Annotated in this window: 14 protein-coding genes and 1 pseudogene; 7 read left to right on the top strand and 8 right to left on the bottom strand. The window is 64.0% G+C overall.

Annotation, left to right across the window (positions count from 1 at the left end; translation table 11 throughout):
* Together ACNFBT_RS25360 and hpaC are read right to left on the bottom strand one after the other, a co-directional pair.
* Positions 1-237 (bottom strand): annotated as a pseudogene (locus tag ACNFBT_RS25360) (muconate cycloisomerase); the annotation flags it as partial.
* A gap of 13 nt (positions 238-250) precedes the next feature.
* Entirely contained in the window at positions 251-775 is a 525-nt protein-coding gene (gene hpaC, locus ACNFBT_RS25355) for a 4-hydroxyphenylacetate 3-monooxygenase, reductase component (protein ID WP_416753464.1), read from the bottom strand.
* Positions 776-1,009: 234 nt separating this feature from the next.
* Here hpaC and ACNFBT_RS25350 point away from each other — a divergent pair, with 234 nt between their 5' ends.
* A complete protein-coding gene (locus tag ACNFBT_RS25350; RefSeq protein WP_416753463.1) occupies positions 1,010-1,654 on the top strand; it encodes a response regulator transcription factor in 645 nt (214 codons plus the stop codon).
* Between the two features lie 111 nt (positions 1,655-1,765).
* Here ACNFBT_RS25350 and ACNFBT_RS25345 read toward each other — a convergent pair whose 3' ends face one another.
* Positions 1,766-2,506: an IclR family transcriptional regulator gene (locus ACNFBT_RS25345; protein WP_416753462.1), complete on the bottom strand. Its 741-nt coding sequence runs from the start codon at positions 2,504-2,506 to the stop codon at positions 1,766-1,768.
* Between the two features lie 89 nt (positions 2,507-2,595).
* Between ACNFBT_RS25345 and hmgA the strand changes: the two genes are divergently transcribed.
* Together hmgA and fahA are read left to right on the top strand one after the other, a co-directional pair.
* Positions 2,596-3,894 (top strand): homogentisate 1,2-dioxygenase, encoded by a 1,299-nt coding sequence (hmgA, locus tag ACNFBT_RS25340; RefSeq protein ID WP_416753461.1) that lies wholly within the window; start codon positions 2,596-2,598, stop codon positions 3,892-3,894.
* Position 3,895: 1 nt separating this feature from the next.
* Positions 3,896-5,200: a fumarylacetoacetase gene (gene fahA, locus ACNFBT_RS25335; RefSeq protein ID WP_416753460.1), complete on the top strand. Its 1,305-nt coding sequence runs from the start codon at positions 3,896-3,898 to the stop codon at positions 5,198-5,200.
* A 107-nt stretch (positions 5,201-5,307) separates the two neighbouring features.
* On the opposite strand, the gene ACNFBT_RS25330 is transcribed toward fahA, so the two are convergent.
* Positions 5,308-5,685: a hypothetical protein gene (locus ACNFBT_RS25330; RefSeq protein ID WP_416753459.1), complete on the bottom strand. Its 378-nt coding sequence runs from the start codon at positions 5,683-5,685 to the stop codon at positions 5,308-5,310.
* A 72-nt stretch (positions 5,686-5,757) separates the two neighbouring features.
* On the bottom strand, positions 5,758-6,801 hold the full coding sequence (locus ACNFBT_RS25325) for a LacI family DNA-binding transcriptional regulator (protein WP_416753458.1): 1,044 nt from the start codon (positions 6,799-6,801) through the stop codon (positions 5,758-5,760).
* A gap of 218 nt (positions 6,802-7,019) precedes the next feature.
* On the opposite strand from ACNFBT_RS25325, the gene ACNFBT_RS25320 reads away from it, so the two are divergent.
* The 4 genes from ACNFBT_RS25320 to ACNFBT_RS25305 all read left to right on the top strand — a co-directional run bounded on the left by ACNFBT_RS25320 (position 7,020) and on the right by ACNFBT_RS25305 (position 11,150).
* A complete protein-coding gene (locus ACNFBT_RS25320; RefSeq protein ID WP_416753457.1) occupies positions 7,020-7,541 on the top strand; it encodes a gluconokinase in 522 nt (173 codons plus the stop codon).
* 107 nt (positions 7,542-7,648) lie between these two features.
* Positions 7,649-9,001, top strand: coding sequence for a GntP family permease (locus ACNFBT_RS25315; protein ID WP_416753456.1), 1,353 nt, complete (start codon positions 7,649-7,651; stop codon positions 8,999-9,001).
* A gap of 104 nt (positions 9,002-9,105) precedes the next feature.
* Complete coding sequence (locus tag ACNFBT_RS25310) at positions 9,106-9,243, top strand: hypothetical protein (RefSeq protein WP_416753455.1); 138 nt, start codon at positions 9,106-9,108, stop codon at positions 9,241-9,243.
* A gap of 281 nt (positions 9,244-9,524) precedes the next feature.
* Positions 9,525-11,150, top strand: a complete 1,626-nt coding sequence (locus ACNFBT_RS25305) for an NADP-dependent glyceraldehyde-3-phosphate dehydrogenase (RefSeq protein WP_416753454.1) — start codon at positions 9,525-9,527, stop codon at positions 11,148-11,150.
* 162 nt (positions 11,151-11,312) lie between these two features.
* On the opposite strand, the gene ACNFBT_RS25300 is transcribed toward ACNFBT_RS25305, so the two are convergent.
* The 3 genes from ACNFBT_RS25300 to ACNFBT_RS25290 form a co-directional block, all read right to left on the bottom strand.
* A complete protein-coding gene (locus ACNFBT_RS25300; RefSeq protein WP_416753453.1) occupies positions 11,313-11,792 on the bottom strand; it encodes a Bro-N domain-containing protein in 480 nt (159 codons plus the stop codon).
* A 380-nt stretch (positions 11,793-12,172) separates the two neighbouring features.
* On the bottom strand, positions 12,173-12,922 hold the full coding sequence (locus ACNFBT_RS25295; protein WP_416753452.1) for a hypothetical protein: 750 nt from the start codon (positions 12,920-12,922) through the stop codon (positions 12,173-12,175).
* A gap of 200 nt (positions 12,923-13,122) precedes the next feature.
* A complete protein-coding gene (locus ACNFBT_RS25290; protein ID WP_416753451.1) occupies positions 13,123-13,575 on the bottom strand; it encodes an effector-associated constant component EACC1 in 453 nt (150 codons plus the stop codon).
* Positions 13,576-13,638: the final 63 nt, after the last annotated feature.

The following is a 13,638-nucleotide window of genomic DNA, read 5'->3' as shown; positions in this document are numbered from 1 at the left end:
GCCGACCAGCAGCGGCGCGAAGTGCGCGTCGAGGTTGGCCTTGATGCTTTCCGGGCTCTCGTTGCCGTAGGCCAGGCCGCCGATGGTGGTGGCTTCGCCGATACCTTCCACACCGTCGCTGCAGTGCAGGCGCAGGATCACCAGCGTCTGCTGCTGCAGGGTGTGCATGGCCAGCTTGTGCGGGCGGATGGTCGGCAGGTCGACGATGATCGACTCGAGGCGTTCGATACGGGTCATGCTCTCTCCGGAATCAGCGGGCGCACTGCGCCGCCGCGGCAGCGCGGTCGACGCGATGGAACAGGCGGTTGAAGTACACGAGGCTGTCGCCCTGCTCGCGCACGGCGACCTGGTCCAGCTCGACGAACATCACCGAGTGAGAACCCACCTCCTTGCACTCGCTGATCCGCCCGCCCAGGGTCACCAGAGCATCGCGCAGCACCGGCGCCTCGGGGCAGGCGCTGTCCCACAGGTCCCAGGCGAAGCGCTCTTCCATCGGCACGCGGGTCATCCCGGCGAAATGCCGCGCCAGCTCCTCCTGCTCTCCGCGCAGCACGTTGACGCAGAGGTAGCCGTTGTCGCGGAACACGTCGTGGCTGGCACTGTTGCGGTTGATGCAGACCAGCACGGTCGGCGGCGAATCGGTGACCGAGCACACCGCGCTGGCGGTGATGCCGCAACGTCCGCCGGGGCCGCTGCTGGTGATGATGTTCACCGCCGCCGGCAGCTGGGCCATGGCATTGCGAAAGTCGATCTGGGTCTGGCTAAGGTCGGCCATCTCGGCACCCTTCCTCTCGGGGGACCACACGCAAAGCGGTCCGTGGCTGATGGAACGAGAGTAAGCGCCGGGGCCAGGCGGAAATATTCAGACGATCCCCATGCCGGGGGGAGATCGCCGCTAGTCATCTAGGGGGTTTCTTTATCGTCAGCGGGAGAAGCAGTGGTTATGCTCCCTGACATGCCTTGCGCCCCTCGGGGTGAAAAATAATTAGAAATGCCGTGGTAGCCCGAAATGGAAACCCGTAAACCCGTTGTGTACATCGTCGACGACGACAAGGACCTGCGCACCTCGCTGGCCTGGTTGCTCGAATCGGTCAGCGTGCAGGCCCTGTGCTTCGCCGGCGCCGACGAATTCCTCGCCCACTACGACCCCGACCAGCCGGCCTGCCTGGTGCTGGACGTGCGCATGCCGGAGACCAGCGGCTTCCAGCTGCAGGAAATCCTCAACGCGCGCGGCATTGCGCTGCCAACCCTGTTCGTCTCCGCGCACGGCGACATCCCCATGTCGGTGAAGGCGATGAAGAACGGCGCCATCGACTTCGTCGAGAAGCCTTACAACCCGCAGCAGATGCTCGAGCGCATCCAGGCCGCGCTGAAGGACGCCGTGCAGGTCCACGCCGGCGCCGCCCAGCGCCAGCAGTTGCAGAGCAAGCTCGACCTGCTCACCGGCCGCGAGCGCGAAGTGCTGGGCATGGTGATCGACGGCAAGGCGAGCAAGGTCATTGCCCGCGAGCTGAACATCAGCGTGAAGACCGTCGACGTGCACCGCACCAAGATCAAGGAAAAGATGGGCGTATCGAGCATCGCCATGCTGGTGCGGGAGGTACTCGACCTGGGCGGGAAGGAGGCAGCGGTGAAGCAGGTTGGGCGAGGGTAAGGCACCCAATACCTGTAATACCTGTAGGAGCGAGATTGCTCGCGAACGGACCTCCCGGCAGCATCGGAGCTGAGAGGTTCGCGAGCAAGCTCGCTCCTACGAAGAGCAGGTTCAGACCTCCCCGCCCATCCGCAAACTGATCTCCCGCGCCGCCTCCAGCAACCCCCGCGCTGCCTCGCCATGAGGATCGGCCGAGAAGCTCGCCTCCGACCCCACCACCGTAATCACCCCCGCCAGCTCCCGGCCGGTGGCGAACAGCGGCACCGACAGCGCATTCACCCCCGGCATCAGCAGCCCGTGGATCGAATGCAGCCCTTCGGCCCGAATGCTTTCCAGCACCGCCTGGTCCGCCCCCTCCTCCAGCCCCGGCCGGAACGCGGCGAACACCAGCCCGGTGGACGACCCGTGTACCGGCAGCACCGAACCCACTTGCGTCACCAGGGTGACCATCCCCTGCGCCGGTTCCACCTGCACCACGGTCGGGCCGTGGCTGCCCCAGATGGCCAGGAAGCAGGTCTGCCCCAGGTTGTCGCGCAGCTCGGCCAGTGCGGGGCTGGCAACCTTCACCACGTCCAGCCGGCGGATCGCCGCCAGGCCCACGTAGAGCGCCTCGCGGCCCAGCCCGTAATGGTTGGTGACCGGGTCCTGCTCGGCGAAGCCGCTGGCGATCAACGCCTGCAGATAGCGGTGGACCTTGGCCGCCGGCATCTCCAGATACTCGCCCAGGCGCTTGAGCGAGGTGCTCGGCGCCAGGTCCGCCAGGGCCTTGAGGATCTCGGTGCCGACCTCGGCGGACTGCACCTTCTTGCCCTTCGTCGGGGCGGACTCATCCGCTTCGTTCTTGGTCTTCAACTAAAAGGACTCCCTGGTGGGCTTGACGGCCCGCCTCCATGAAATTACGTTTATCGTAATTCAATTACGATAAAAAGAGTGAAACCACCATGACCGCCTCCCGCGCCCCGGCCTACCTGTCCGGATTCGGCAACGAATTCGCCAGCGAGGCCCTGCCCAACGCACTGCCCGTCGGGCAGAACTCGCCGCAGCAAGTCCCCTACGGCCTCTACGCCGAACTGCTCTCGGGCACCGCCTTCACCGTGCCGCGCAGCGAGGCCCGGCGCACCTGGCTGTACCGTATCCGCCCGTCCGCCGCGCACCCGCGCTACGAGCGCCTGGCCCGCCAGATCACCGGCACCGCCCTCGGCCCGGTGACGCCCAACCGCCTGCGCTGGAACAGCTTCGAGATGCCGCAGGAGCCTACCGACTTCATCGACGGCCTGCTATGCATGGCCGCCAACGCCGAAGCCGAGGCCACCAGCGGCGTCAGCGTCTATGCCTACCGCGCGAACATCTCCATGAGCCGGGCGTTCTTCAACGCCGACGGCGAACTGCTGATCGTGCCCCAGGCCGGTCGCCTGCGCCTGGTTACCGAGCTGGGCGTGCTGGAGGTCGAACCGCTGGAGATCGCCGTGATCCCGCGCGGCATGCGCTTCCGTGTCGAGCTGCTGGAAGCCTCCGCCGCCGGCTACGTGGCGGAGAACCACGGCGCCGCCCTGCGCCTGCCCGACCTCGGCCCCATCGGCAGCAACGGCCTGGCCAACCCCCGCGACTTCCTCACCCCGGTGGCGCACTACGAAGACCTCGAAGGCCCGGTGCAACTGGTGCAGAAATTCCTCGGCGAACTCTGGGCCACCACCCTCGACCATTCGCCGCTGGACGTGGTCGCCTGGCACGGCAACAACGTGCCCTACAAGTACGACCTGCGCCGCTTCAACACCATCGGCACGGTGAGCTTCGATCACCCCGACCCGTCCATCTTCACCGTGCTCACCTCGCCCAGCGACACCCACGGCATGGCCAACATGGACTTCGTGATCTTCCCGCCGCGCTGGATGGTGGCCGAGAGCACCTTCCGCCCGCCGTGGTTCCACCGCAACCTGATGAACGAATTCATGGGCCTGATCCAGGGCGTGTACGACGCCAAGGCCGACGGCTTCGTCCCCGGCGGCGCCTCGCTGCACAACTGCATGAGCGCCCACGGCCCGGACAACGCCACCACCCGGCAGGCCATCGCCGCCGACCTGAAACCGCACAAGATCGATCACACCATGGCCTTCATGTTCGAGACCGGCCGCGTGCTGCGCCCCAGCCGCTTCGCCCTCGACTGCCCGCAACTGCAGCGCGACTATGACGCCTGCTGGAGCGGCATGCAGAAGACCTTCGACCCTTCCCCGGAGCAATAAGATGAGCGTCTCCCACAACACGCAAAGCTGGATCGAATCGGCCAACGGCCACCCGGACTTCCCCCTGCAGAACCTGCCCCTGGGCGTATTCAGCCCGCCGGGTGATTCGGCGCGCGGCGGTGTCGCCATCGGCGACTACATCTTCGACCTGAAGACCGCCTGCGAAGCCGGCCTTTTCCACGGCGCCGCCCACCAGGCCGCCGTGGTCGCCAGCGGCGACAGCCTCAACGCCTTCTTCGCCCTGGGCGGCACCGCCCGCCGCACCCTGCGTGACGCGCTGATCGGCCTGCTCAGCGAAGGCAGCTCCGAGCAGAAGCGCATGGAGCACCTCGGCGCCGCGCTGCTCAAGCCCCAGGCCGCGTGCCGTATGCACCTGCCGGCGAAGATCGGCGACTACACCGACTTCTACGTCGGCATCCACCACGCGAAGAACGTCGGCAAGCTGTTCCGCCCGGACAACCCGCTGCTGCCCAACTACAAGTACGTGCCCATCGGCTACCACGGCCGCGCTTCCACCATCGTGCCCTCCGGCACCGAAGTGCGCCGCCCCAACGGCCAGACCCTGCCGGCCGGCCTCGACGTACCGGTGTTCGGCCCCTGCGCGCGCATGGACCTGGAGCTGGAACTGGGCATCTGGATCGGCCAGGGCAACGACCAGGGCAAGGCCATCCCGATCAGCGCCGCCTCCGGCCACATCGCCGGCTTCTGCCTGCTCAACGACTGGTCCGCCCGTGACGTACAGGCCTGGGAGTACCAGCCGCTCGGCCCCTTCCTGTCCAAGAGCTTCGCCACCACCATCTCCCCCTGGGTGGTCACCGCCGAAGCGCTGGAACCCTTCCGCACTGCCCAGCCGGCCCGTCCGGAAGGCGACCCGCAGCCGCTGCCGTACCTCCATGACGAGGCCGACCAGCAGCACGGCGCGCTGGACATCGAACTGGAAGTGCTGCTGCTCACCCCGCGCATGCGCCACGAGCACCAGGCCCCGGAACGCATCGCCCTGAGCAACACGCTGAACATGTACTGGACGGTGGCGCAGATGGTTGCCCACCACAGCGTCAACGGCTGCCGCCTGCAACCGGGCGACCTGTTCGGCTCCGGCACCCTCTCCGGCGAAACCCCGGACAGCTTCGGCAGCCTGCTGGAGCTGACCACCGGCGGCAAGCAACCGGTGGTGCTGAGCAATGGCGAGGAACGCCGCTTCCTCGAAGACGGCGACGAAATCATCCTGCGCGCCCGCTGCCGCCGCGACGGCTACCCGTCGATCGGCTTCGGCGAATGCCGTGGGCGGATTCTGCCGGCGCATTGATCTCTTTGCTTTTCGTAGGAGCGAGCTTGCTCGCGAACAGTGCTAGCCGACGACTCTGTGACTGGGCGGTTCGCGAGCAAGCTCGCTCCTACAATGCACAGGCGGCGCTATGTCCTGCGGCGTCCGACCGAATACTTGAAGATCCCATACGCCACAAGGAACAGCGCGCAGAGCGGGTAGTACAGCACCCAGGCCAGGCCCGCCTCCCGCGAGGAGACAAGCCAATGGACATAGAACGTGAATGAAATCAGGACGAGATTCAGTCCAATCAGGGTCTGCAGCAGCGCTCCCTTGCGTAACATCGAGATGGCAGCCAGGCACACCATCAGAAGATGGGGAGCCGCCATGAACAGGTAATTTCCGACGAACCCCTCGTCCCCATATCCCTGATTCACATTGTTCTGCAGACCAATGCCCACGGCATGAACTGCTCCGGGTGCCAGGACCAGAAGCGCCACCTTCGCCAGAAAATTATCAGCCGCCATTATCTTTCCTTGATATCCGGGCGTGACGTTGAAGCGCTGATTCTAGCCAATCGCCAGAATGAATCTCTGGTCTCAGCTACTCTCCCGCACCATCAACTCGAACCCCAGGTCCATCACCGGTTCACTCACCGCCTTGTCGTTGATCAGATCCAACAGGCGCTCCGCCGCATGGGTCCCGATGGCCTTGCGCGGCGTACGAATACTCGACAGGCGCGGCACCATGAACTCCGAACTGGGCAGGTCGTTGAAACCCAGCACCGCCACCTGCTCCGGAATGCGAATGCCGTGGCGCATGGCCTCCAGCAACGCGCCCTGGGCCAGGTCGTCGTTGCCGAAGAAGATGCCCTCCACCTGCGGATGGCTGGCCAACAGTTGGCGGAACAGCTCGCCGCCCAGGCCGACTGACGACGGGCGCGGCGTCAGCACCTCCAGCGCCGGGTCGTAGCAACCGGCCTGCTGCAACGCCCGACGGAATCCCTCGCCGCGCAGCAATGTACGCTGGTCGAGTTGCGCGCCGATGTAGGCCAGGCGCTTGCGCCCACTCTTGAGCAGGTGCCTGGCCGCCGCCTCCCCCGCGCGAATCTGCGAGAAGCCCACGCAATGCAGGCCGGCGCCGGGGTCGAGGTCCATCATGTAGACCGCCGGCACACCACTGGCCTCGATCATCCGCCGGGCGCTCTCGGTGCGGTCGAAGCCGGTCAGCAGGAGGCCGCGCGGCTGGTACGCGAGGTAGTTGCGCAGCAGGTTCTCTTCTTCGTCGCGGGAGTAGTGGTAGTTGCCGATCAGCACTTCCAGGCCGCGCGCATGCATCACGGCATGGATGGCTTCCAGCGTCTCGATGAACAACTGGTTGGCCAGCGACGGCACCAGCACCACGACGTTGGGGCTCTGCTTGGAGGCCAGCGCGCGGGCGGCGGGGTTGGCCACATAGCCCAGTTCACTGGCCGCCTGTCGGACCTTTTCCACCAGCGCCTCGGCCACCGTGCTCACCCCGCGCAAGGCTCGCGAGGCGGTAATGGGGCTGACGCCAGCGCGGCGCGCCACCTCGTCGAGGGTCGGGCGGCCGGTAGTGCGGGAGCTTCTGTCGTTCTTCTTGTCTTTGTTCCGGGCGGTCATCGGGCGGCTTGCCAAACAAAAATCGAGGCACTAAGGTAGCGCTGTCTCGCGACCAGGGCAATTGCCTGAAACCGGCCCCACCGGTCCCTCGCCCGCCGGCAGCTCACCAGCGCCGAAGCCGCCAGAACAGACCGACTAGAATGACAAGAATACGGAGGCAGCCAATGCTTTTCGTTACGCCCAACAAAGATAGCGCTGTCTCAATACCGAGGCCCTGCATGCTCACCGCCATCGATGCCGTCCTCATCATGGGTGTCGCCGGATGCGGCAAGTCCAGCGTCAGCGAGGCCCTGTGCCTGCGCAGCGGCGCGTTCGCCATCGAAGGCGACGCCTTCCACCCCGAAGCCAACATCCAGAAGATGAGCGCCGGCATCCCGCTGACCGACGAGGACCGCGCCGGCTGGCTCGACACCCTGGCCGCCGAGCTGCAGAAAGCCATCGCCGCCGGCCAGCGCCCCGTGCTCACCTGCTCCGCGCTCAAGTTCGCCTACCGCGAGCGCCTGCGCCGCGCCGTGCCCGGCCTGGGCGTGGTGTTCCTGGAACTCACCCCGGAAACCGCTGCCCAGCGCGTCGCCACCCGCCCCGGCCACTTCATGCCGGCCAGCCTGATCGACAGCCAGTTCGCCGCCCTCGAACCGCCGCTCAGCGAGCCGCTGACCCTGCACCTGGATGCCACCCGCCCGGTCGACGACCTGGCCGATGCCGCGCATCTCTGGTGGCGCCAGCACTCCCACGACTGAAACCGATAGCGCCTGCCCGTCAAAGATAGCGCTATCTCAACTCACCCAAACTCTCTATTTCAAGAGAAGAAGCCGCTCCGGCAAAACGACAACAACAGGAGAGCCCCATGCTCGGCATGTCCCATGACACTTATCTGCTGCTGGATGCGGTAGTCACCATCATCGGCCTGATCCTGCTGATCACGCGCTTCAAGTTCCACCCCTTCATCGCCCTGATCATCGCTGCCGGCTTCCTCGGCCTGACCTCGGGCATGCCCGTGGCGACCATCGTCAAATCCTTCCAGGACGGCTTCGGCAGCGTGCTCGGCTTCGTCGGCATCATCCTCGCCCTGGGCACCATGCTCGGGAAGATGATGGCCGAGTCCGGCGGCGCCGATCAGATCGCCCGCACCCTGATCCAGGCCTTCGGCAAGCAGCGCGTGCACTGGGCGATGATGCTCGCCGCCTTCCTGGTCGGCATTCCGCTGTTCTTCGAGATCGGCTTCATCCTGCTGGTGCCGCTGGTGTTCATCGTGGCCCGCCGCAGCGGCGTATCGCTGATCAAGATCGGTATCCCGCTGCTCGCCGGCCTCTCCGCCGTGCACGGCCTGGTGCCGCCGCACCCGGGCCCGCTGCTGGCCATCGGCGTGTTCGGCGCGGACATCGGCAAGACCATCTTCTACGGCCTGCTGGTCGCCCTGCCCACCGCCGCCATTGCCGGCCCGATCTTCGGCGCCTGGATTTCCAAGGTGATTCCCGGCCAGCCCAGTGAGGAACTGGTGGCGCAGATCGCCCACGAGCCGGACACCAGCGACCTGCCCAGCTTCGGCGTCACCCTGTTCACCGTGCTGCTGCCGGTGTTCCTGATGCTGCTGAAAACCTTCGCCGACGTGATGCTCGCCGACGGCCACATCGTCCGCGCCTGGCTGGACATGATCGGCCACCCGATCACCGCCCTGCTCCTGGCCCTGCTGCTGTCGCTCTACACCTTCGGCCATGCCCGCGGCTTCGACTCGAAGAAGATCCTCAAGCTGCTCGACCACAGCCTCGCGCCCACCGCCGCCATCGTGATGATCATCGGCGCCGGCGGCGGCTTCAAACAGATGCTGGTGGCCAGCGGCGTGGGCGACGTGATCGGCCACATGGCCGTGCAGGCGCAGATCTCGCCGATCCTCCTGGCCTGGCTGGTAGCAGCGGTGATCCGCATCGCCACCGGTTCCGCCACCGTCGCTACCATCACCGGCGCGGGCATCGTGGTGCCGGTGATCAACCTCATCCCCGGCGTCAACCGCGAACTGCTGGTGCTGGCCACTGGCGCAGGCTCGCTGATCCTCTCCCACGTCAACGACGCCGGCTTCTGGCTGGTGAAGCAGTACTTCAACATGAGCGTGATGGAAACCTTCAAGACCTGGACCGCCATGGAAACCATCCTCTCGGTGGTCGGCCTGGGCTTCATCCTGCTGCTGTCGCTGTTCGTCTGAACCCAGCCGGGTTGCGCGCGCCCACCGCCGCAACCCGGCCATGAAACAACCGGCGCACGGCCCTTGCGGTCATCGCCACGGATTCCTGCAACGAGGTATCACCCATGACTTCCTCCGCAACTCCGAAAGCCCCCGCCCAACCCACCTGGCCCCGTGACTTCGACATCCGCGCCCGCTACGCCGAGCAGCAGGAACTGCTGCAACCGGCGCCCGCGCCGAACCCCACACCTTCACACCCGTAGGGCGCATAACGCGGCACGCGTTATCCGCCGAATCCCGAGCACCGAAACTCCCGGCGGATTACCACGAACGGTCAGGCCGCTACACCTTGCCTGCGCCCTCGCTTCATCGCTGGGTTCGCGGCGCCCTGAAACCACAGTCAATCGGCGTATAACGCGGAGCGTTATACGCCCTACCAAAGCAACCATCCGGCCTTTCGTCGCATCGCTTGCTGAATCGATTTACCTAATCGCCCGCACGGACTAAAACAGACCAGTCGCCCACCGTTTCCGAAGGATGAGTCATGCACGACAACAACAAACTCGACCGCCTGTTCCCCTGCCTCAACGACATCCCCGAAACCTGGCGCCCCGACGCCCCCGTCGAGCAGCGCGACTACCTGGTCAACGGCGAACTGCTCCGCTGGGACGGCCCGCTCGCCCCGGTGCGCAGCCCGATCTTCCTCGCCACCGACCAGGGCGACGAACAGGTCATCCTCGGCAGCACCCCACTGCTCGATGCCGACGCCGCCCTCGCCGCACTGGACGCCGCCGTGGCCGCCTACGACAACGGCCAGGGCGAATGGCCCAACCTGCGCGTGGCCGAGCGCATCGCCCACGTCGAACGCTTCCTCGCCCGCATGCGCGAACAGCGCACCGCCGTGGTCAAGCTGCTCATGTGGGAGATCGGCAAGAACCTCAAGGACTCGGAGAAAGAGTTCGACCGCACCTGCGACTACATCGTCGACACCATCGAGGCGCTCAAGGCGCTGGACCGCCGCTCCAGCCGCTTCGAACTGGAACAGGGCACCCTTGGGCAGATCCGCCGCGTGCCGCTGGGCGTGGCGCTGTGCATGGGCCCGTACAACTACCCGCTGAACGAGACCTTCACCACCCTGATCCCGGCGCTGATCATGGGCAACACCGTGGTCTTCAAGCCCGCCAAGTTCGGCGTGCTGCTGATCCGCCCGCTGCTCGAAGCCTTCCGCGACAGCTTCCCGCCGGGCGTCATCAACGTCATCTACGGGCGCGGCCGCGAAACCGTCAGCGCGCTCATGGCCAGCGGCAAGGTCGACGTCTTCGCCTTCATCGGCACCCACTCCGGCGCCGCCGACCTGAAGAAGCTCCACCCGCGCCCGCACCGCCTGCGCGCCGCCCTGGGCCTGGACGCCAAGAACCCCGGCATCGTCCTGCCCAGCGTCGACCTCGACAACGCCGTCAGCGAAGCCATCACCGGCGCCCTCTCCTTCAACGGCCAGCGCTGCACCGCGCTGAAGATCCTCTTCGTCCACGAAGACGTGCTGCCCAGCTTCCTCGACAAATTCAGCGCCAAGCTCGCCGAACTCAAACCCGGCATGCCCTGGGAACCGGGCGTAGCGCTGACGCCGCTGCCCGAGCCGGGCAAGGTCGACTTCCTCAATACCTTGCTGCAGGACGCGCTGGCCAAGGGCGCCCAGGTCGTCAACCCCGGCGGTGGCGAAAGCCGCGAAAGCTTCTTCTACCCGGCGCTGCTCAGCCCGGTCAGTGCGGACATGCGCATTTACCACGAAGAACAGTTCGGCCCGCTGGTGCCCGTGGTGCCCTACCGCGAGCTGGATGAAGTGATCGACTACGTGCTGCAGTCCGACTACGGCCAGCAGCTCAGCCTGTTCGGCGACGCCCCGGAGCAGATCGGCCCGCTGGTGGATGCCTTCGTCAACCAGGTCGGCCGCATCAACATCAACGCCCAGTGCCAGCGCGGCCCGGACAGCTACCCCTTCAACGGCCGCAAGAACTCCGCCGAAGGCACCCTCTCCGTCCACGACGCCCTGCGCACCTTCTCCATCCGCACCCTGGTCGCCACCCGCTTCACCGAATCGAACAAGGAACTGATCAGCCAGATCATCCGCGACCGCGACTCCAACTTCCTGACCACGGACTACATCTTCTAATCAACCAACCCCACCGGCTGACGCCAAAACCCAACCCCCACGCCGAACGGCCCCCTCTCCCTCCGGGAGAGGGCTGGGGTGAGGGCAACCCAGCGCACCGAGCTGCCCCCGTAGGAGCGGACCTTGTCCGCGAAAGGCGCCTTCAGGCACCCCATCACGCCCCTACAACCTCCGCCACCACCCCAACTTCCCCCGCCGCTCCTGCACCATCAACCGCGGCACCGAATCCACCGTCACCCAATACTCCCCCTGCCAATCCAGCACCGCCATCGGCCAGCCATCCCCCTGCGCCAACAACCGACGCGGACTGCCAGCCGGCACCACGCCCTGATCCCGCAACATCGGCAACACATGCCCGGTAATCCAGCGGCGCAAAGGCCGATGCTCGGGATCGCGAAATCGCTGCAGCACATGGAAAACGCCGTAGTCATTCACCAGCAACACGGCCTCCTCGCCGCTGCCCGTCACCAGGCGCGCCTCGCGAAACAGATCATCATCCAGACGAAGAACATAAGACTCGACCCGCTCGCGGATCAGATAGCCCAGCTCACGGGCGACCAACCAGGGCTGGTTGTCGATCAATACGCCGCGCAGGGAACGGTTGTAGCGGTGGAAAACGGTGGGAACGTAGATGTCGTCCATGGAAGTTGACCCAGATGGTTGTGTATGGAAACCACCTCACCGTCGCCAAACGGTAGGGTGGCGAAGCCGCGCAAGGTTGGCGAACCGGCAACCATCAACCGGCAGACCCGAAGGTCTCCCTGCGCGGCCCGCCATAGCAATGCACTGCGGCCGTAAAGCTACGGCGCAGAGCCTGTCAACGCAGGTCGCGTGATTGGTTGATACGGGTCGCCAAACCCGTCCCTGTCGATTTCACAGGGGCGACGGGAGGTTAGGGGGAAGGAATGCAGTGGTCAAGCAAGATCGGATCTATCCTCTGCATTCTACCTCTGACGTTCTGGCCAACTTTGGAGTAGAAAAATGAATTCCGTTTGACGTCATTGAGTCGCCACTACGGGCTATCAGATTAGGATTCCAATACCACAGCCTGTCATGTTGCAGCCGGAGAAGTGCTGCCATGACCTACCATCTATGCATAATTGGAGGGACTCTGAGGTTCCATTTATAACTACCCCCTCAATCTCCATGGATAGTTTCTCAATAATCAGACGGCGAGGTGGGTCGACTCGAATTTCCAAGACAATATCACCAGGCCCCCGCCTAATGGTTGTGCGCGGCCCAACAACCTCAACATCCCAATTGTCAGCTCCTGCGGACCAAATGTTGTCTTCAATTTTCAGAGTCACCGCTCCGGTTGAGTCAGTGAAAAAACCAGAGAGCAGCGGAGGAGCCCCCGGCTCATCCGATGACCTTATGGAGAGCAGGTCAAGCCCCCTCACCTGAATCAATGTCCTACAGTCAGTGAATGTCACCCCCGCGAATACAATCTGGAGGCTATCAGAGGACAAGTCGAACATCTCGGAAGTAAACCCTTGCTGTTTGCAGCGTGGATTTTCATTGGCTTTCGCCACAGTTTCAACTGAAAGGGTTCCGCGCGCTCTCTTCTGATTGCACTGCATACACAGAATCGTCATCCCGTCTGGATTGTGCTCCTTAGCATCCTTGAAGTCAGGGTTGAAGTGCTCATAATCGTAATAGCCAAGCCCGCAAATAACACACCCATACCCGCATCGCTGGCGAACCTCTCGCTTCACATCTTGCGAAACGTACCGCCCCAATCCGTGCTTATTTATATCTGCCACTTCATACATCCCCAACACACAAAAAGGACCACAAGGCGAGACAGCGTTATTTCCCCGTTCTAAATATGGCCAGCACACCAAGATAGGACGTCAAAAACAGAAACACAACCTTTTCAAATTTACCACAGCCTCCGCAAACATAAAGCTCACGACACAAATCGACCCGCACAGGCCCACGAACAAGAATACCTGCCCGCCGCTCACCATTACTAAGAGTCGGACTTATTGTCCGTATCGATCACTGCCAAGTTTATAGAAATCTCAAGAAAACGCTCAACATCCTTTACTGAATAGCCCTCAACCTGAATGGACTTATTGTCTTTTGTAGTAATTATTACCTTGCGACTAGAGCGCGACTTAACCCATGCCACAAGTACCGCCGCCAATGCTGCCCAAGGAGCAGCCGTTTTAACAAGACCGTACACCATAAGAACCATGCCACTGGCCATGATAGTGCTCGAGAAGGTCTTAACCTCCCCATACCTGATATCGCACTCTTGAAGCATAGCTATGAATTCTTCATGACTACCTTTGAATGTATTAACTCGAATAGCTTCCATTTTTGGACTCTTCCTCCAGTTTTGAAAAAGCGCGCCTTCCATCTGTCCTACAACCCGCCCCACATTTTCCTGCCGAAACGCCTTCTCAGCCTCTAGCAACACGACACGACCTTCTCAGCCTTTTCTGACAGTCACCCCGCAACCCGTCTTGATAGCGTCAGGTCT

It is taken from the genome of Pseudomonas sp. NY15181, from assembly GCF_048068055.1.
GTDB lineage: Bacteria > Pseudomonadota > Gammaproteobacteria > Pseudomonadales > Pseudomonadaceae > Pseudomonas.
The sequence above is the reverse complement of the archived record's forward strand: the minus strand, read 5'-3'. Positions and strand labels throughout refer to the sequence as shown.

Excerpts from the sequence above, each read along its gene's own strand:
- hpaC (WP_416753464.1), bottom strand. The coding sequence starts at position 775 with ATGGCCGACCTTAGCCAGACCCAGATCGACTTTCGCAATGCCATGGCC.
- ACNFBT_RS25350 (WP_416753463.1), top strand. The coding sequence starts at position 1,010 with ATGGAAACCCGTAAACCCGTTGTGTACATCGTCGACGACGACAAGGAC.
- hmgA (WP_416753461.1), top strand. The coding sequence starts at position 2,596 with ATGACCGCCTCCCGCGCCCCGGCCTACCTGTCCGGATTCGGCAACGAA.
- fahA (WP_416753460.1), top strand. The coding sequence starts at position 3,896 with ATGAGCGTCTCCCACAACACGCAAAGCTGGATCGAATCGGCCAACGGC.
- ACNFBT_RS25330 (WP_416753459.1), bottom strand. The coding sequence starts at position 5,685 with ATGGCGGCTGATAATTTTCTGGCGAAGGTGGCGCTTCTGGTCCTGGCA.
- ACNFBT_RS25325 (WP_416753458.1), bottom strand. The coding sequence starts at position 6,801 with ATGACCGCCCGGAACAAAGACAAGAAGAACGACAGAAGCTCCCGCACT.
- ACNFBT_RS25320 (WP_416753457.1), top strand. The coding sequence starts at position 7,020 with ATGCTCACCGCCATCGATGCCGTCCTCATCATGGGTGTCGCCGGATGC.
- ACNFBT_RS25315 (WP_416753456.1), top strand. The coding sequence starts at position 7,649 with ATGCTCGGCATGTCCCATGACACTTATCTGCTGCTGGATGCGGTAGTC.
- ACNFBT_RS25310 (WP_416753455.1), top strand. The coding sequence starts at position 9,106 with ATGACTTCCTCCGCAACTCCGAAAGCCCCCGCCCAACCCACCTGGCCC.
- ACNFBT_RS25305 (WP_416753454.1), top strand. The coding sequence starts at position 9,525 with ATGCACGACAACAACAAACTCGACCGCCTGTTCCCCTGCCTCAACGAC.
- ACNFBT_RS25300 (WP_416753453.1), bottom strand. The coding sequence starts at position 11,792 with ATGGACGACATCTACGTTCCCACCGTTTTCCACCGCTACAACCGTTCC.
- ACNFBT_RS25295 (WP_416753452.1), bottom strand. The coding sequence starts at position 12,922 with ATGTATGAAGTGGCAGATATAAATAAGCACGGATTGGGGCGGTACGTT.